Annotated in this window: 11 protein-coding genes and 2 pseudogenes; 7 read left to right on the top strand and 6 right to left on the bottom strand. The window is 70.3% G+C overall.

Features of this window, described 5'->3' with window-relative positions:
* Positions 1 to 34: 34 nt before the first annotated feature.
* The 3 genes and pseudogenes from ctaD to gvpO all read right to left on the bottom strand — a co-directional run bounded on the left by ctaD (position 35) and on the right by gvpO (position 2,769).
* Positions 35 to 1,735 (bottom strand): aa3-type cytochrome oxidase subunit I, encoded by a 1,701-nt coding sequence (ctaD, locus tag ACY34J_RS21870; RefSeq protein WP_462728210.1) that lies wholly within the window; start codon positions 1,733 to 1,735, stop codon positions 35 to 37.
* Between the two features lie 379 nt (positions 1,736 to 2,114).
* Positions 2,115 to 2,408: pseudogene (locus tag ACY34J_RS21865) on the bottom strand (gas vesicle protein K); the annotation flags it as partial.
* A gap of 7 nt (positions 2,409 to 2,415) precedes the next feature.
* Entirely contained in the window at positions 2,416 to 2,769 is a 354-nt protein-coding gene (gvpO, locus tag ACY34J_RS21860) for a gas vesicle protein GvpO (protein ID WP_462728209.1), read from the bottom strand.
* A gap of 303 nt (positions 2,770 to 3,072) precedes the next feature.
* Here gvpO and ACY34J_RS21855 point away from each other — a divergent pair, with 303 nt between their 5' ends.
* Positions 3,073 to 3,288 carry an I78 family peptidase inhibitor gene (locus ACY34J_RS21855; protein WP_462728208.1) on the top strand — a complete coding sequence of 72 codons (216 nt, stop codon included), beginning with the start codon at positions 3,073 to 3,075 and terminating at the stop codon, positions 3,286 to 3,288.
* A 129-nt stretch (positions 3,289 to 3,417) separates the two neighbouring features.
* On the opposite strand, the gene ACY34J_RS21850 is transcribed toward ACY34J_RS21855, so the two are convergent.
* Positions 3,418 to 4,437 carry a phosphatase PAP2 family protein gene (locus ACY34J_RS21850; protein ID WP_462728207.1) on the bottom strand — a complete coding sequence of 340 codons (1,020 nt, stop codon included), beginning with the start codon at positions 4,435 to 4,437 and terminating at the stop codon, positions 3,418 to 3,420.
* A 653-nt stretch (positions 4,438 to 5,090) separates the two neighbouring features.
* On the opposite strand from ACY34J_RS21850, the gene ACY34J_RS21845 reads away from it, so the two are divergent.
* Entirely contained in the window at positions 5,091 to 6,806 is a 1,716-nt protein-coding gene (locus ACY34J_RS21845) for an MFS transporter (protein ID WP_462728206.1), read from the top strand.
* A 64-nt stretch (positions 6,807 to 6,870) separates the two neighbouring features.
* On the opposite strand, the gene ACY34J_RS21840 is transcribed toward ACY34J_RS21845, so the two are convergent.
* On the bottom strand, positions 6,871 to 7,308 hold the full coding sequence (locus ACY34J_RS21840) for a cell division protein SepF (protein ID WP_462728205.1): 438 nt from the start codon (positions 7,306 to 7,308) through the stop codon (positions 6,871 to 6,873).
* Between the two features lie 517 nt (positions 7,309 to 7,825).
* On the opposite strand from ACY34J_RS21840, the pseudogene ACY34J_RS21835 reads away from it, so the two are divergent.
* The 4 genes and pseudogenes from ACY34J_RS21835 to ACY34J_RS21820 all read left to right on the top strand — a co-directional run.
* Positions 7,826 to 7,986: pseudogene (locus ACY34J_RS21835) on the top strand (F420-dependent methylene-tetrahydromethanopterin reductase); the annotation flags it as partial.
* A 427-nt stretch (positions 7,987 to 8,413) separates the two neighbouring features.
* Positions 8,414 to 9,316 carry a S1 family peptidase gene (locus ACY34J_RS21830; RefSeq protein WP_462728204.1) on the top strand — a complete coding sequence of 301 codons (903 nt, stop codon included), beginning with the start codon at positions 8,414 to 8,416 and terminating at the stop codon, positions 9,314 to 9,316.
* A 216-nt stretch (positions 9,317 to 9,532) separates the two neighbouring features.
* Positions 9,533 to 10,408 (top strand): slipin family protein, encoded by an 876-nt coding sequence (locus tag ACY34J_RS21825; RefSeq protein WP_462728203.1) that lies wholly within the window; start codon positions 9,533 to 9,535, stop codon positions 10,406 to 10,408.
* 441 nt (positions 10,409 to 10,849) lie between these two features.
* On the top strand, positions 10,850 to 11,929 hold the full coding sequence (locus ACY34J_RS21820; protein WP_462728202.1) for a S1 family peptidase: 1,080 nt from the start codon (positions 10,850 to 10,852) through the stop codon (positions 11,927 to 11,929).
* Between the two features lie 118 nt (positions 11,930 to 12,047).
* Here the strand turns inward: ACY34J_RS21820 and ACY34J_RS21815 are convergent, their stop codons facing one another.
* Positions 12,048 to 12,491, bottom strand: a complete 444-nt coding sequence (locus ACY34J_RS21815; RefSeq protein WP_462728201.1) for a subtilase-type protease inhibitor — start codon at positions 12,489 to 12,491, stop codon at positions 12,048 to 12,050.
* A 567-nt stretch (positions 12,492 to 13,058) separates the two neighbouring features.
* Between ACY34J_RS21815 and ACY34J_RS21810 the strand changes: the two genes are divergently transcribed.
* Positions 13,059 to 16,568 (top strand): DNA polymerase III subunit alpha, encoded by a 3,510-nt coding sequence (locus tag ACY34J_RS21810; RefSeq protein ID WP_462728200.1) that lies wholly within the window; start codon positions 13,059 to 13,061, stop codon positions 16,566 to 16,568.
* The last annotated feature ends 119 nt before the right edge of the window (positions 16,569 to 16,687 follow it).

Raw genomic sequence — 16,687 nt, 5'->3', positions numbered from 1 at the left:
TACCGGTTGCTGCGCGTGGCGGCGGTGTGAGGGGCTATTGCGGGGGTCCTGCGGACCCCCGTGCCCCCGCAGAGCCCGGAGCCGACTCCTGCAAGGCTGCCACCTCGGGGTAGTGCAGATCGAGGGCGGGGGACTCGGAGCGGATGCGGGGCAGGGTCACGAAGTTGTGCCGGGGCGGCGGGCAGGAGGTGCCCCACTCCAGTGACCGGCCGTACCCCCACGGGTCGTCAACCTGCACCTTCGGCGCGTACTTCGCCGTCTTCCAGACGTTGTACAGGAACGGCAGCGTCGACAGCCCGAGCAGGAACGACCCGATCGTGGAGACGGTGTTGAGCGCCGTGAAGCCGTCGGCCGCCAGATAGTCGGCGTACCGCCTGGGCATCCCCTCGGCGCCCAGCCAGTGCTGCACCAGGAAGGTCGTCTGGAAGCCGATGAAGAGCGTCCAGAACTGGATCTTCCCCAGCCGCTCGTCCAGCATCTTCCCGGTGAACTTCGGCCACCAGTAGTAGAAGCCCGCGAACGTCGCGAAGACCACGGTGCCGAAGACGGTGTAGTGGAAGTGCCCGACGACGAAGTAGGTGTCGGTGACGTGGAAGTCGATCGGCGGGGACGCCAGCAGCACGCCGGTCAGCCCGCCGAACAGGAAGGTCACCAGAAAGCCGGTGGTCCACAGCATCGGTGTCTCGAAGGAGAGCGAGCCGCGCATCATCGTGCCGATCCAGTTGAAGAACTTCACGCCGGTCGGCACCGCGATCAGGAAGGACAACAGGGAGAAGAACGGCAGCAGTACGGCGCCCGTGGCGAACATGTGGTGGGCCCATACCACCATCGACAGACCGGTGATGGCCATCGTGGCGGCGATCAGCGTGAGGTAACCGAAGATCGGCTTCCGGGAGAACACCGGAATGATCTCCGTGATGATCCCGAAGAACGGCAGCGCGATGATGTAGACCTCGGGGTGGCCGAAGAACCAGAACAGGTGCTGCCACAGCAGCGACCCGCCGTACTGCGCCTCGAACACCACCGCTCCGAACCGCCGGTCCGCCTCCAGACACAGCAGTGCGGCCGCCAGCACCGGGAAGGCCATCAGCACCATGATCGAGGTGAAGAGCGTGTTCCAGGTGAAGATCGGCATCCGGAACATCGTCATCCCGGGGGCACGCATCGCGATGATGGTCGTCAGGAAGTTCACCGCGCCGAGAATCGTGCCGAAGCCCGCGAGCGCCAACCCCATGATCCACAGGTCGGCGCCCACGCCCGGCGAGCGCTCAAGGTTGTTCAGCGGCGCATACGCCGTCCAGCCGAAGTTCGCCGGACCGGAGGGCAGCAGCAGACTGCTGACGACCATCAGCCCGCCGAAGAGGAACAGCCAGTACGAGAGCATGTTCAGGCGGGGGAAGGCCACATCGGGGGAGCCGATCTGCAACGGCATGATCTCGTTGGCGAACCCGGCGAAGGTCGGTGTCGCGAACAGCAGCAGCATGATCGTGCCGTGCAGGGTGAACGCCTGGTTGTACTGGTTGTTCGACATCAGCTGCAGCCCGGGACGGGCCAGCTCGGCGCGCATCAGCAGTGCCAGCGCCCCGGCGACCAGAAAGAAGCCGAACGACGTGATCAGGTAGAGGTGCCCGATCTTCTTGTGGTCGGTGGTGGTCAGCCAGTCGACCAGCACCCGCCCCGGCGACCTGTGTTCCGGTACGGATCCGGAGCTCGCCTCCGCGGTCTGGATCGCCATCAGTGCCCCCTCGCGCATCTGAGTGCAGGCTCTCGGGCTGGTGCTTCACCGGCACGTTATGTCGCGTTTACGACATTGATTCGGCAGCGCGCCGCAGTGAGGCCTCCGTCATGGTGCTCGCGCTGCCACCCAGGCCGCGAGAATGCGTCTTCAGCCAGGCGGGTCTCGCCTCTTCTCCAGGGCCCGAGGGGCAGGGGCGAAGGCGGGCCCCGCTAGTCCCGCGGCAGCCAAGGTTTGCCTCGCTCGCCGCCCTGGCACGGCCATCGGCTGCGTTGCCCGATCGACCGAGTCGGCCCCACTACGAGGCCGATCCGGCGCCTCGTAGCTGACCGCACCGGGTCACCTCGCTATCGGGCAAACCCTGGCTGACGCGGCACTTGTCCCGCGGCAGCAGCGGGCCGAGGGGGCCCAGGTCGAGGTTGAGGTCCTCCGGCCCCAGCCCGTACCGCTCGCGCAGCTCCGCCATCCGCTCAGAGAGCAGCATCAGAGTCAGCCCGATCCGCTCCTCCTGGTCCTCCGTCAGATCGCCCTGGTCGACACGCCGCAGCGCCTGGCGCTCCATGAGCTGGCGCAGCAGCTCCACCACGGTCAGCACCAGGCGCATCAGGTCGCGCTCGACGCTCTCGCGGTCCAGCTCGATCCGGCCGGTTCCGCGCGACCCTCGGTCCGTCATGCGGCGGTCACCTCTCTCCCTGCGCCCACGGCGACGGCACGTTCTCGTTCACCGCGCTGATGAGTGCTCGCAGATCGATGCGCACCAGGTCCACATCGGCGATGCTCACCGCGGACTGGTGCCAGCGGCAGGTGGTGATCCGGTACGACGCCATCAGGCTCATCGTGTCCGGGATGCGGGCGAGTTCGAGGACCTCTGCCTCCAGGAGCCAGCCATCCTCGGTTCGCTCGAACCGGGTGACGGTCTCCGGGCGCAGGCCGGTCAGCTCGGCGAGCTGGGCCCCCGCCGTGCGCAGCACGTCCAGCACCGCCGGACTGCCGTCCACAGCTCTCTTGTTGGGATTTTCTGACGTGTCTGCCATTGGTTGCCTCTGTCCTGGCGTACCACGTGCAGACAACGGCAAACTCAATGTCTCAAAAGGCACTGCCGAAATGGCTTGTATGCTGCCGCGGTTCGGAATTCCCCGGGAGAATCCGAGAGCGCGTCAGAGACCAAGAACTCAGTTTTCTGCGGTACTTCTGCGGGCAGCAGAAATGCCCGTACGAGTGACGGCAATCGGGGGTCACTCGGCCGGATCGCTTGTGACACAAGTGTGACGTTCCGTAGATCGTGCGGTCGCCAGGGCGTGCCTCCTCGGAGTACGCAAGGCCCTACCGTGGCGTTCATGAACGACACCTCGAACCCCCCGAACCCCGCGGACGACGACTGTGAGGCCTACGTCGGACTCGACGCCGCTCAGGCCGAGGAGCGCGCCAGGCAGCGCGGCTGGTCCACGGTCCGCACGCTTCCGCCGGACGCGATCATCACCATGGAGTACCTGGAGGGCCGCATCAACCTGGCGGTGAAGGACGGCAAGGTCGTCCGCTGCTGGAAAGGCTGACGGCAGGGCCGGCAGCGAGCCGTACGGGCCGGTCGTACGGCGACGGCCCCGGCGCTCGAGCGGGAGCGACCGGGGCCGTCATGGTGTGCGGGAGAAGCTGTGCGTACCGTCCCCGCCGTCGGCAGAGGCTCAGCCGCCGGCCCGCCCGCGGTGGGCGGCGGCGGGGCCGAGCGGTGCCGTGCGCGCCGTGCGGTCCACGTGCGGCGTACGGTCCGGGTATGGCGGCCGCCGACTGCCGGTCGGAGTGACGGGAGAGCGTTCGGACCGGGCGGTGTGCGGCCTGGCCGGGTGGTGGTGCGGCCGTGCGGCCTCGGCGTTCCAGGTGGCCGGGGACGCGGCGGCGGTGCGCCCGCTGCCCGCTCCCACCGGCTCCAGCGCCGCGGGCACATCTTCGATCGCCTCTCTAGGGCTCTCCAGAGCGCTGGTGTGCGGGTGGGCGGATGCGGGCCCGGCGGCGGGTGACAGCGGTACGGAGGCGAGCCCGCGGCGCTCCCGGAACCACTCCCGGGCGGCGAGGATCCGCTCCTCGGCCCGGGCGATGAGGGGCTCGAACCACGGCAGTGCCAGCAGGATCAGCAGCCCCGCGGTCCAGCCGAGCACCACATCGCTCACCCAGTGCGTGCCGAGGTAGACGGTGGTCGCACCGACGCCCAGCGCGAGGAGCGCGGAGCCGACGGACAGCCACCGCCGGGCGCTCGGGGTGGTGGCGAGATAGGCCAGAATGCCCCAGGTCACCACGGCGTTCGCGGTGTGCCCCGAGGGAAATATGTCGCCGCCGGCGAACATCTCGGGCGAGCCGACCTGTGTCGCGTAGTGCGGGCCCAGCCTGCCGAGCCCGTACTTCACCGAGCCCACCGTGACGTTGAGCAGCAGCAGGGCGACACCCAGCGCCAGCAGCGGGCGCAGGGTGCGCTGCCGCCAGGAGCGCCAGCCCAGCCAGGCGGCCACCAGCACCGCGGTCGGACCGCGCTGTCCCAGCACCACGAAGTAGTCGAGGAAGGCGTGGATGTCCGGCCACTGCTTGTACGGCTGGAAGAGCATTACCTGCCAGTCCAGACGAACGAGGTCAGTCCGTACAAGTACGGCCACGACAATGGCCGCGTAGAACGCAACGGCGAAGCCGAACAACGCCTTGCGTGTTCGGCTCATCCGCGGGATTACGCGGTTCCCTGGTCGCTCCGGCTCTTGCGCCAGACGAGCGACGATTCGGTCGGTACGCACTCAATCGACGTTACAGGGGGTGAGCGGCGCGCCCGGTCGAACCTCCGGGTTCGTGATGACGATGTGATGTGGAGTGGGTCTCACCGGACGCATTATGGCGGTCCTTCCGGCAAAACCCGAGTGGCCTCGCGATGAATTTCCTCGGGAGTTTTTGCGGGGATATCTTTGCGAGCCCGCCGGGGCGGTTCACCGGCCGGTGGCGGTGAATTCCTCGTCCGAGTTTCGGCCAGGGGAGCCCGGTATCCTCGCCCGTCCTCGCGGGCAGTGTCCGCACCCAATCATGATCAAGGTGGTGACCTGCGTCTTCCTATCACAGGGAGATCACGGGCACGGCATGCCCGACCGTGCCACGGCGCGGATGATCACAGTGCGTCGACGGGAAAGTTGCCCTCCGTGGCGATTCACCCGAATATACGTGGCGAAGACCACGCGCGGTCGTTGACAAAGATGAGCAGAGGCACGCGACACTCGTCAGGGGTCGCGTACGCTGACGTTTCACTCGCCTTCGGATGACAGGCCGCCGGGACCACCGTCCCTGGCCGGGCCTGCCGGACGCGAGCGCAACACTGGGAGGTACGTACATGTCCGGAACGACCACGCCCCGTACAGGACGGGCGGCGGACGTTCCCCGGCATCGGTATCGGCGCGGCACGGTTGGCAGCGGTGCGAGCCGCTGGACCGTGCTCGTGGTCCTGTGTGTCAGCCTGCTGCTTGTCGCGCTCGACGCGACCGTGCTGCATGTGGCGGTCCCCGCCGTCACCGAGGACCTGCGCCCCGGCGCGATAGAACTGCTGTGGATCGTCGACGCCTATCCACTCGTCGCCGCGTCCCTCCTCATCCTTTTCGGCACCCTCGGTGACCGGGTCGGCAGACGCCGGATCCTGCTGCTCGGCTACGGCATCTTCGCCGCGGCGTCGGCCCTCGCCGCCTTCTCCAGTGGACCGCACGTCCTCATCGTGGCCCGCGCCCTGCTCGGCGTCGGCGGCGCGATGATCATGCCGGCGACGCTGTCGATCCTCCGCCAGGTCTTCCCCGACCGCCGCGAACGGGCCCTGGCCATCGGCATCTGGAGCGCCGTCGCCGCGGTCGGTGCCGCGGTCGGCCCGCTGCTGGGCGGCTTCCTCCTCGAGCACTTCTGGTGGGGCTCGGTCTTCCTGGTCAACATCCCGCTGATGGCGGTCTGTCTGCCCGTCGGCCGCTGGCTGCTGCCCGAGTCCACCGGGGACCGCGACGGCCCGTGGGACGTCCTCGGCGCGCTGATGGCCGCCTTCGGGCTCTTCGGCGTGGTGCTCGGGGTCAAGCGGGCGGGCGGCGGATCACTGCTGGCCCTCGCCACCCTCGGCCCGTTGCTTCTCGGAGCCGTCCTGCTGGTGCTGTTCGTGCGGCGCCAGCGCGGCCGCCGGCATCCCCTCGTCGACCTCGCGATGTTCTCCCGGCCCGCCTTCGGCACCTCCGTCGGCTGCATCGTTCTGGCGATGCTCGCCCTCGTCGGGCTCCAGCTGATCGCCACCCAGTACCTGCAGCTCGTCCTTGGGTTCTCCCCGCTGGAGACCGGGCTGCGCATGGTGCCGCTCACCTTCGCCGCGATGGCCGCCGGACTCGCCGGCTCGCGGATGCTCCATCTGCTGGGCCCGCGCGTCATGGTCGCGTTCGGGTTCGCGCTCACCGCCGGTGCCGTGCTCGTGCTGATCCTCATGGGCCAGCACGACCGGCCGGGTGTGCTCACCACGGCGCTCATTTTGCTCGGGTTCGGCTTGGAGACCACGCTGTTCGGCGCGTACGAGTCGATGCTCAGCGAAGCCCCCGCCGACCAGGCCGGTGGTGCCGCCGCCATCGGCGAGACGTCGTACCAGCTCGGTGCGGGCATCGGTATCGCCCTGCTCGGCAGCGTCATGAACGCGGCCTACAGCCCGGGCGTGTCGTCGGTGCCGGGGGTGCCGAGCGCGGAGCGCACGGCCGCGGGGCATTCGCTCGGCGAGGCGTACGAGGTGGCGCGGCAGCTCGGCGGCCCGGCGGGGGCCGCCCTGCGCGCCGCAGCCCGCGACTCCTTCGTCCACGGGCTGCACGTCACCCTCGCGGTAAGCGCCGTTCTGCTGCTGCTCGGCGCGGTTGCGGCGCTGCGGCTGCCACGGGAAATGGAATGTGGCGAGCACACACACGCCGCGGACACGCCGGCCGCACCAGCGGCGTCGGCGGGGCCGGTGCGCCGCTGTCTGGTTGGCCCCCAGGCCACCGCCCCCGACTCGCAGGCACAGAATCGCGATCGCGCCCGGGTGGGCGCGGAGTCCTCCGGCTGACCGGAGCGAAGAGGAGACACGAGTCGGTGACGGGGGGACCGGCGGGATGACCTGCCGGACGGCCTCAGCTCTGGTTGAAGAACCCGTCGTTCGAACGACGCGCGGCGTCGCCGGCCAGGATGTGGTACTCCGCGGGCGTGAGCAGAAAGACCCGGGTGGCGACCCGCTCGATGGAACCGCGCAGCCCGAAGGTCAGCCCGGCCGCGAAGTCCACCACGCGCTTGGCGTCGGAGGGGTCCATCGTGGTGAGGTTGACGATCACCGGGACGCCCTCGCGGAACAGCTCGCCGATCCCGCGCGCGTCATGGAAACCGTCCGGGGTGATGGTGGCGATCCGGCGGCCCTCCTGCTGCGCGGCCTCGTCCGCCACCCGCACACGGGGGTCGGTGACCCAGGCGTCGCCGGTCTCGGGCTCCTCGGCGTAGTCGTCGTCGTAGTAGCGGTCGTCATCGTTGTCATCGACGAGGCCCAGCCAGGCACTCGCCTTCCGCACCGATCCCATGGACGCCTCCTCTCGCGCGCTCCGTGCTGCCCGCCCCCCTATGGTCGTCCATGATGCGGATGATGCGCCAAGCGAATAGCCCAAGGACAGGGGTTTCGTGACGGTACTGGTGCACAACGGATGGCGGGGAATCAGAGTTCCAAGGCAGTTGGCCTGCTGACGGAGTGACAGCCGAGCGCTGGGCGCCGGACGGGTGACGCGGCGGTCGTACGGGTGAACGGGGGCTACTTCAGCTCCGGCGGGCTGACCTGGCGACTTCTCGATCCCCGAGCGGGGTCGGAGCCGCCGTCGCGGGCCCGTCGGCGCCGGCGTCGTGGGCCGTCAGCGCCGGCGTCGTGGAGCGCCCGGACGTCCGGCCCGTCGCTCGCCGAAGGGGCATCCGCAGCGGCGAGCCGGCCGTGGCCCTGGAACCCGAAATTGCCGCTGCAATCGACCAGTTGGGAGGAGCGACATCGCGTGCCGGCGGCTGCCTGGCGCCTGTCCGAACTCTGTGTACGAGCAGTCGGTGTGCCGCCCTGCGGCCGACGCCTTCCTTCTCGTACCCCACCTGGCTCTCCCGGCGGCCTGGACGAGTTCGTTGACCGCGTGGGGCCCCCGCTGCAGGAGCGCGGCGCCTTCCGAACGGAGTACAACGGCGCGACTCTCCGCGATCACCTCGGGCTCGCCCTGCCCGTATGAAAAGGTAAGCGCACTGACGGAAAGGGGCGATATGGGCGATAACGCGCAGCGGTAGCGGAAGGGGTGGGATGTACGGCGTACCGAGACGGTCTCGGCGCCGTACGTCCGCCGTCCCTCACCGACTCGTCCCCACAGCCTCCAGCCGGCGGGGGCTGCCTTCGGCTCGCCACACTCCGGAGGGGCTGATTCCGGACACTCCGGGGACGCCCGTGGACAGCAGCGGAAGCCGCAAGCCCGCTGATGGCCTGATGCTCATCCGTCAAGGATCACGGCCGGAAAACGCCCTTGCGGGCCAGGGCGTGGCGGCCGAATACTCCCCACAGCGCTTGTCAGGGTCACGACGAGTCCGATATCCGGAACAGGCCCTGGCTGCGCCTCACGGGCCCGCCCACCCAAGTGGACCCCCAATTCCCCTCTGGAGGAAGTAGTGAGGATCAGGCGCAACTCCCCCCACAGCAGCGTGGCGAGACGTATCCGGCTGACCGCCGTGATCTCCGGCCTCGTCGCCCTTACGGCACTGGCAGTACCAGCGGCCAACGCCGAGCCTCCCGCACCCACCTACAGCGCGGCACAGCTCTCCGCGGTGAACGACGCCGTTCGCGCCGCCAATGTGCCAGGCACCGCCTGGCACATCGACGCCAAGAGCAACAAGCTCGTCGTCGCAGCCGACAGCACCGTCTCCAGCGCCAAGATCGCGAGCATCAAGAAGCGGGCCGGCACCAACGCCGGCGCGATCCGGGTCGAGCGCATTCCCGGCAAGCTCCGCAAGCTCATCTCCGGGGGCGACGCCATCTACGCCAGCAGCTGGCGCTGCTCGCTCGGCTTCAACGTCCGCAGCGGCACTACCTACTACTTCCTCACGGCAGGGCACTGCACCGACGGCGCCGGCACCTGGTACGCCAACTCCGCCCACACCACCGTCCTCGGCCCGACCGTGGGCTCCAGCTTCCCCGTCAACGACTACGGCATCGTCCAGTACAGCAACACCTCGATCAGCCACCCGGGCACCGTCGGCAGCCAGGACATCACCAGCGCGGGCGACCCCACCGTCAACCAGTCCGCCTGCCGCCGCGGCAGCACCACCGGCATCCACTGCGGCACCGTCACCGGCCTGAACTACACCGTCAACTACGGCGGCGGTGACATCGTCTACGGCATGATCCGCACCAACATCTGCGCCGAGCCCGGCGACAGCGGCGGCTCGCTGTACTCCGGCACCAAGGCGCTCGGCCTGACCTCCGGCGGCAGCGGTGACTGCACCTCCGGTGGTACGACCTTCTTCCAGCCCGTCACCGAGGCACTGAGCGCGTACGGCGTGAGCGTGTACTGATCCGCTTGATATCCGCCGGCTGATCCGGGTCCCTCGGTTCGGCGGCCGGCAGCCGACGAGCCCCCGTCGATGCATGCGGCGGGGGCTCGCCCATGCCCCGGAGGAGCCCTCCGGGGACCTGGCCGGCGGGCCTCCCCACCGGATCCGGGCGGGGCTATCGTGGAGATCGAGACCAAGACAGGGCATCGCTCGCGATATGGACGGCAGGTGGCCGTGATGGTCGGAGAGCTCGTGACAGCAGGGGTGGCAGTCCTTTCCTGCGGCGCCGTGTACATGATGGCCGCGGCCCGGGTGATCAAGCAGTACGAGCGGGGCGTGGTCCTCCGGCTCGGGCGGCTGTTGCCCCACGTACGGGAACCCGGATTCACCATGATCATCCCGATGGTGGACCGGCTCCACAAGGTGAACATGCAGATCGTCACGATGCCGGTCCCGGCCCAGGAGGGCATCACCCGTGACAACGTCACCGTACGGGTCGACGCCGTCGTCTACTTCAAGGTCGTGGACGCCGCCGATGCGATCGTGCGGGTCGAGGACTACCGCTTCGCGGTCTCGCAGATGGCCCAGACATCGCTGCGCTCGATCATCGGCAAGAGCGAGCTGGACGATCTGCTCTCCAACCGGGAGAAGCTCAACCAGGGCCTGGAGCTCATGCTCGACAGCCCGGCCCTCGGCTGGGGAATTTCCGTGGACCGGGTCGAGATCAAGGACGTGTCGCTGCCGGAGACCATGAAGCGCTCGATGGCCCGGCAGGCGGAGGCCGACCGGGAGCGGCGCGCCCGGGTCATCAATGCCGACGCGGAGTACCAGGCTTCGAAGAAGCTGGCCGACGCCGCCAAGCAGATGGCCGGCACCCCGGGGGCGCTGCAACTGCGGCTGCTGCAGACGGTGATGGGCGTGGCCGCCGAGCGGAACTCCACGCTCGTCCTGCCCATCCCGGTGGAGCTGCTGCACTTCCTGGAGCGGCATCCGGAGCTTGAGGTCCCGCCGCATGGCGAGCAGGCCCGGCCGTCGGAGGCCGAGGAGCCGGCGGCGCCGGCCGGCGAACCGGTGGCACCGGCCCGGGCCGGAGGCGGTGACAGCTTCTCCTGAGACTGCCTCCCCTGCCGTCACCGTGGCCCCGGGGGCTTCCGGGGCCGAACGGCAGCATTAGTGGTCCGCAGCCCGTCGTCCGTCGCCCCGCAGGCCCGCCGCCCGGGGCGACGGCGGTGTCCGGGCCGTCGGAGTCCGAGGCGGAACCGGCGATTACCAGACAGGTATAGTCCTCACCCACTGCTGACTGATCAATTCCGCTCTGTGGCCGCGCACGGATTGACGTGCGCGGCCTTTTTCATGTCCCAGCCCAGAGCGCATGGGAACGGTCGTGCGCCAGACCTGAACTTGACCTTGTACGCGCCCAGGTGCCGTCGGAATACTCGATCGCCAATTGGCATGAACGCGACCCCAGCTCGGGGTGCGCTGTTGCCGGACGTATGTCCTCTGGGCCGCTGCTCTTCCCTGACAGGGCCCCACCCCCCACTGAGAGGTCTCGAGTTGAAGCACCGACGGATCACCAAGCGGCGCGCGGCGATGGCAGGAGCGGGAGTGACGGCCCTCGCCGTCGCGGCGCTGACCCTGTCGTACGCCAACGCGTCCCCCGCCCCCGCCCCCACCGTGCAGACCCTGTCGACGGCGGCGGCCGGAAAGCTGGCCTCCACCCTCGCATCGGACCTCGGCGCCGATGCGGCCGGTTCGTACTACGACGCCAAGGCCAGGAAGCTCGTCTTCAACGTCCTGAACAAGAGTGCCGCCGAGGACGTCCGGGCCCAGGGCGCCGAGGCCAGAATCGTCCAGAACTCGCTCGCCGAGCTGGACTCGGCCCGCAAGACGCTCGTGGACAGGGCCACCATCCCGGGCACCTCCTGGTCCGTCGACCCCCGAACGAACAAGGTTGTGGTGACAGCGGACCGCACCGTCCGGGGCGCCAAGCTCGCGCAGCTCACCAAGGTGGTCGACAGCCTCGGGAGCAAGGCCACGGTGGAGCGGACCGCCGGTGAGTTCAAGCCCTTCGTCGCGGGCGGCGACGCCATCCACTCCGGCGGCGGGCGCTGCTCCCTGGGCTTCAACGTCACCGTGGGCGGACAGCCCGGCTTCATCACCGCCGGCCACTGCGGGAAGGCCGGGAGCAAGTGGTCCGAGTCCGCCGGCGGCCCCGCGATCGGGACCATGGCGAAGTCCGACTTCCCGGGTAACGACTTCGCACTCGTGAAGTACACCGCCGATGTGGACCACCCCAGCGCGGTGGACCTCTACAACGGCAGCTCGCAGCAGATCACCAAGGCCGGCGAGGCGACCGTCGGCCAGCGGGTCCAGCGCAGCGGCAGCACCACCCAGGTGCAAGGCGGTGAGGTCACCGGCCTCAACGAGACCGTCAACTACCAGGAGGGCTCGGTCGAGGGCCTCATCAAGACCACCGTGTGCGCCGAGCCGGGCGACAGCGGCGGCGCTCTCTTCGCGGGCGACACCGCGCTCGGTCTGACCTCGGGCGGCAGCGGTGACTGCAGCTCGGGCGGTACGACCTTCTTCCAGCCCGTGCCGGAGGCCCTGCAGGCGTTCGGCGCCCAGATCGGCTGACGACGCCTTCACTCCCAGGCCGGCCCCCGGACACCACGGCGGTGTCCGGGGGCCGTGCCAAGGGTGCGGCTCAGCGGTGCCGCGGTGGTCTGCGCTGGACCTCGCAATCGGCTGGACCTCAGAAGGAGAAGACGGTCCCCCGGGCTCCTCCCTCCATCAGGCACCGGTTGCCGAAGGTGTGGGACCAGGACACTCTGTGCCCTTCCCATACGCCGTCCGCGGTGACGATGACCGGGTCCCAGATCCGGGTGCACAGGCGTCCCGGGCTGTCCTCCTCCGCGAGCTGCTGGAACTCGCCGTTGACCCCGCGCAGTTCCGCACAGGCCTTGGCGGCGGCCGGGTGGGTGCCGCTGGGCTTCGGGGCGCAGCTCAGCAGTACGGCCCGCTGGATCGCGGCGGTCTCCGCCTTCTCGCCCTTCCCGATGGTCAGGACCAGGGCTGACGGGGCGTACAGCCGGCGCGGCTGGTCGTCGGAGTCGGCGTGTGCGACGCCGGTGGTTCCCGCCGCGCAGCCGAGGGCCAGCAGGGCGGCGGCGCCCAACGCCCCCAGGGTGTACCGCATATCGAACGCTCCTTAGCTCGGGACTGCAGATACCGAACGGGAGTCTTGCGCATGCGAACGGTGAACGCATGTCGGGCGACTGCATTCGGTCGCGCACAGCGACACCCTGCTGGCTGATTGTGCATCCGGGCAGCTCGCGGCGGGTGTAGCGGCCGTTGGCGGCGTGTCCAGCATGTGGACAAAATCCCCCTCGTTCAACCCCGAACATCTTGCTGACCTGCGTACATGCTGCCTCTGGCGGCCTCGCCGGCCGCGCCACCTCGACCGGAAAACGTCGTCGCGATTACTCCGTCAGGCTCATATCCGGGGGTCGAGGGCCGTGGGCACGGCCGGGTCCCGTTCCGTACGCAACCAGTGGGCAGCGGTGCGGCCGGCTGTCGCGAGTACCCGGCGCGGAGCACCGGTAGTCCCGGCCGCCGTTCCCGCAAATCTGCTTCCGCTCGCGGCGGGCCGCCGCCTGTCGGCGCAGGTGGGAGCGCCGGCAAGTGATTCGTACGTGCGTTCGAAAATCGTCTATCGTGGAAGTGGCGAACAATGGTTCTGGGGGCCGAGCGGTAGGAGGTGCGGATGTCTGGGTTCACGCATCTGCACACCGTCTCCGGGTTCTCCATGCGGTACGGGGCCACGCACCCGGAGGTGCTTGCCGCGCGCGCCGCCGAGCGCGGCATGGACGCGATCACACTGGCCGACCGGGACACCCTCGCCGGTGCGGTCCGGTTCGCCCAGGCCTGCGCGAAGGCAGGCGTACGGCCGCTGTTCGGCACCGGCCTGGCCGTGGCCGACCGCCTGCCGGACGAGGAGAGCCGTAGCGCGATACGCAGGCGTACGCCGGTGCGCGGCGGGGCGTTCATCGACGAGTCCGCGCCCCGTACGGTCTTCCTCGCCCGGGACGGCGCCGCCGGCTGGGCCGCGCTGTGCGCACTGATTTCGGCCGCCCACGCCGACCCGGACGCCGAGCGCCCCGTCCTGAACTGGTCGGACCTGGAGAAGTCCGCCGACAGCGGGCTGACCGTACTGCTCGGCCCCGACTCCGAGATCGGCCGGGCGCTGGCCGCCGGCCGCCCCGACCGGGCCGCCCGGTTCCTCGTCCCCTGGCGGGAGCTGTACGGCGACGCGCTGCGGCTGGAGGCCGTGTACCACGGGCGCCGGGGCACCGGCCCCGGCTCGCTGCGGCTGGCCGCCCGTACCGTCGGCTTCGCCGCTGAGCAGGGCGTACGGGCCGTCCTGACCAACGCCGTGCGCTACGCGGACCCCGGCCAGGGCCCCGTCGCCGATGTGCTGGACGCCGCCCGCCGTCTGGTGCCGATCGACCCCCGCAAGCCCGAAGCCCTCGACAGCGGAGAGCGCTGGCTCAAGGGCGCGCGGGACATGGCGCGGATCGCCGGGCGCATCGCGGAGGCCGCCGGGTGGCGGCGCGATGCCGCGCACCGCCTGCTGGAGGAGACCCAGCGGACCGCCGCCGAGTGCCTGGTCGACCCCGAGGACGACCTCGGGCTCGGCAGCGTGCACTTCCCCGAACCGCACCTGGTGGGCGCGGGACGGCGCACCGCCGACCGGACCCTGCGGTCCCGCTGCGCCGCCGCCATGGTGCTGCGCGGCTACGACCGCGAGCGGGAGCGCTGGGAGCGGCTGGAGGAGGAGCTGGACATCATCGCGTACCACGGCTTCGCCTCGTACTTCCTCACCGTCGCCCAGGTCGTCGACGACACCCGCGCGCTCGGCATCCGGGTCACCGCCCGGGGCTCCGGCGCCGGTTCCCTGGTGAACCACCTGCTCGGCATCGCACACGCCGACCCCGTGGAGCACAACCTGCTGATGGAGCGCTTCCTGTCCCGGGAGCGGCGCGTGCTGCCCGACATCGACATCGACGTCGAATCGGCGCGAAGGCTCGACGTCTACCGCGCGATCTTCGACCGCTTCGGGGCGGAGCGGGTCGCGACCGTCTCCATGCCGGAGACCTACCGCGTACGACACGCCGTACGGGACGTGGGCGCGGCCCTGGGCATGGACCCGGCCGAGGTCGACCGGCTCGCCAAGGCGTTCCCGCACATCCGCGCCCGTGACGCGCGGGCGGCGCTCGCCGAACTGCCCGAGCTGCGCGCGGTCGCCGCCGAACAGGAGCACCGCGGCAGGCTGTGGGAGCTGGTGGAGGCGCTGGACGCCCTGCCGCGCGGCATCGCCATGCACCCGTGCGGGGTGCTGCTGTCCGACGCCTCGCTGCACGCCCGTACGCCCGTCGTCACCAGTGGCGACGGCTTCCCGATGTCGCAGTTCGACAAGGATGACGTCGAGGAGCTGGGGCTGCTCAAGCTCGATGTCCTCGGGGTGCGGATGCAGTCCGCGATGGCCCACGCGGTGGCGGAGATCGGGCGGGCTGTGCTGGGACCGGGCCAGCGGCTGGATCTGGACGACCCGGCGTGCGTCGCGCCGGGCGACCCCGCGACGTACGACCTCATCCGGTCGACCGAGACGCTCGGCTGCTTCCAGATCGAGTCGCCGGGCCAGCGCGACCTGCTCGGACGGCTGCAGCCCAGCACCTTCCACGACCTGGTCGTCGACATCTCACTCTTCCGGCCGGGGCCGGTCGCCGCCGACATGGTGCGGCCGTTCATCGAGGCGCGGCACGGGCGGAAGGCGCCGCGGTATCCGCACCCGGACCTGGAGGAGGTGCTGCGCGAGACGTACGGCGTCGTCGTCTTCCACGAGCAGATCATCGAGATTCTCTCGATCATGACCGGCTGCGGCCGGGGGCTCGCGGACGAGGCGCGGCGCGCGCTGTCGGACTCCGAGCGGCAGGGGCGGGTACGGGCCTGGTTCTGGGAGGAGGCGACCAAGCGGGGCTACGAACCTGAGGTGCTGGCGCGTACCTGGGAGATCGTCGAGGCTTTCGGTTCGTACGGCTTCTGCAAGGCGCATGCCGTCGCCTTCGCCGTACCGACGTATCAGTCGGCCTGGCTGAAGGCCCATCATCCGGCCGCCTTCTACGCCGGGTTGCTCACCCATGACCCCGGGATGTACCCGAAGCGACTGCTGCTGGCGGACGCGCGGCGGCGCGGGGTGCCCATCCTGCCGTTGGACGTCAACCGGTCGGCGGCCGCCTATCGAATCGAACTGGTGTCTGGCGATGATGCCCCGTCCGGGGAGAAGTGGGGCATTCGGCTCGCCCTGTCCGAAGTGCACGGCATCAGCGAGGCGGAGACGGCGCGGATCGTGGACGGGCAGCCGTACGCCTCGCTCCCGGACCTGTGGCAGCGGGCGCGACCGGCGCGGCCGATCGCCGAACGGCTGGCGCAGGTCGGCGCGTTGGACGCCTTCGGCGGCAACCGTCGTGACCTGTTGCTGCACATCGCCGAACTGCACCGGCAGCAGCGGGGCGCCGGGCGGCGAGGAGCCCACGCGGGACAGCTCCCGCTGGACGCCGCGTCCGGGGCGAACGCCGTCGCGGAGCCCGTCGGGCTGCCCGACCTCGACGCGGCCGAGCGCCTTGGCGCGGAGCTCGGCGTGCTGGGCATGGACACCTCCCGGCACCTGATGGCCGATCACTATGCCTTCATGGAGGAGCTGGGCGTGACTCCGGCGAAGCGGCTGGCCGATGCCCGGCATGGGGAGACGGTGCTGGTCGCCGGCGCCAAGGCCGCCACGCAGACGCCCCCGGTCCGCTCCGGCCGCCGGGTCATCTTCACGACCCTCGACGACGGTACGGGCCTGGTCGACTGCGCCTTCTTCGACGACAGCCACGAGGCGTGCGCGCACACGGTCTTCCACTCCTGGCTGCTGCTCATCCGCGGCACGGTCCAGCGGCGCGGGCCGCGCAGCCTCAGTGTGGTCGGCGCGGCCGCGTGGAACCTCGCCGATCTGGCCGAACTGCGGCGGGAAGGCGGCCTGGAAGCGGTCGCTGCTCGGCTCGCGGGCGGCGACGAGACGGCAGACGCCGAGTCCTCGGCCGACGACGGCCGTCGTATCCAGATGCCGACCGGGTACGAGATGCACCCCTGGGCGGACCTCCGACCGGCGGGCGAGGGCGCTGCCACGGGCCGCAAGCTGTGGCACTCCAGCCCCGGCAGCGCCGGCCGGTGACGGCCCGTCACCCCGGGAGGCCAAGGCCCGCTCGCCCCGCCGAAGCCCGGTTGACGGCTGCGGCCTCGGTCTCTGACGGCCGGCCCCGCGCCTGCGGCGTGTATCTTCCCGCCTGCCCA

The organism is Streptomyces sp. HSS9-12 (assembly GCF_054963655.1).
Note: the sequence above shows the minus strand (reverse complement) of the source record. Positions and strands in the feature narration are given on the sequence as shown.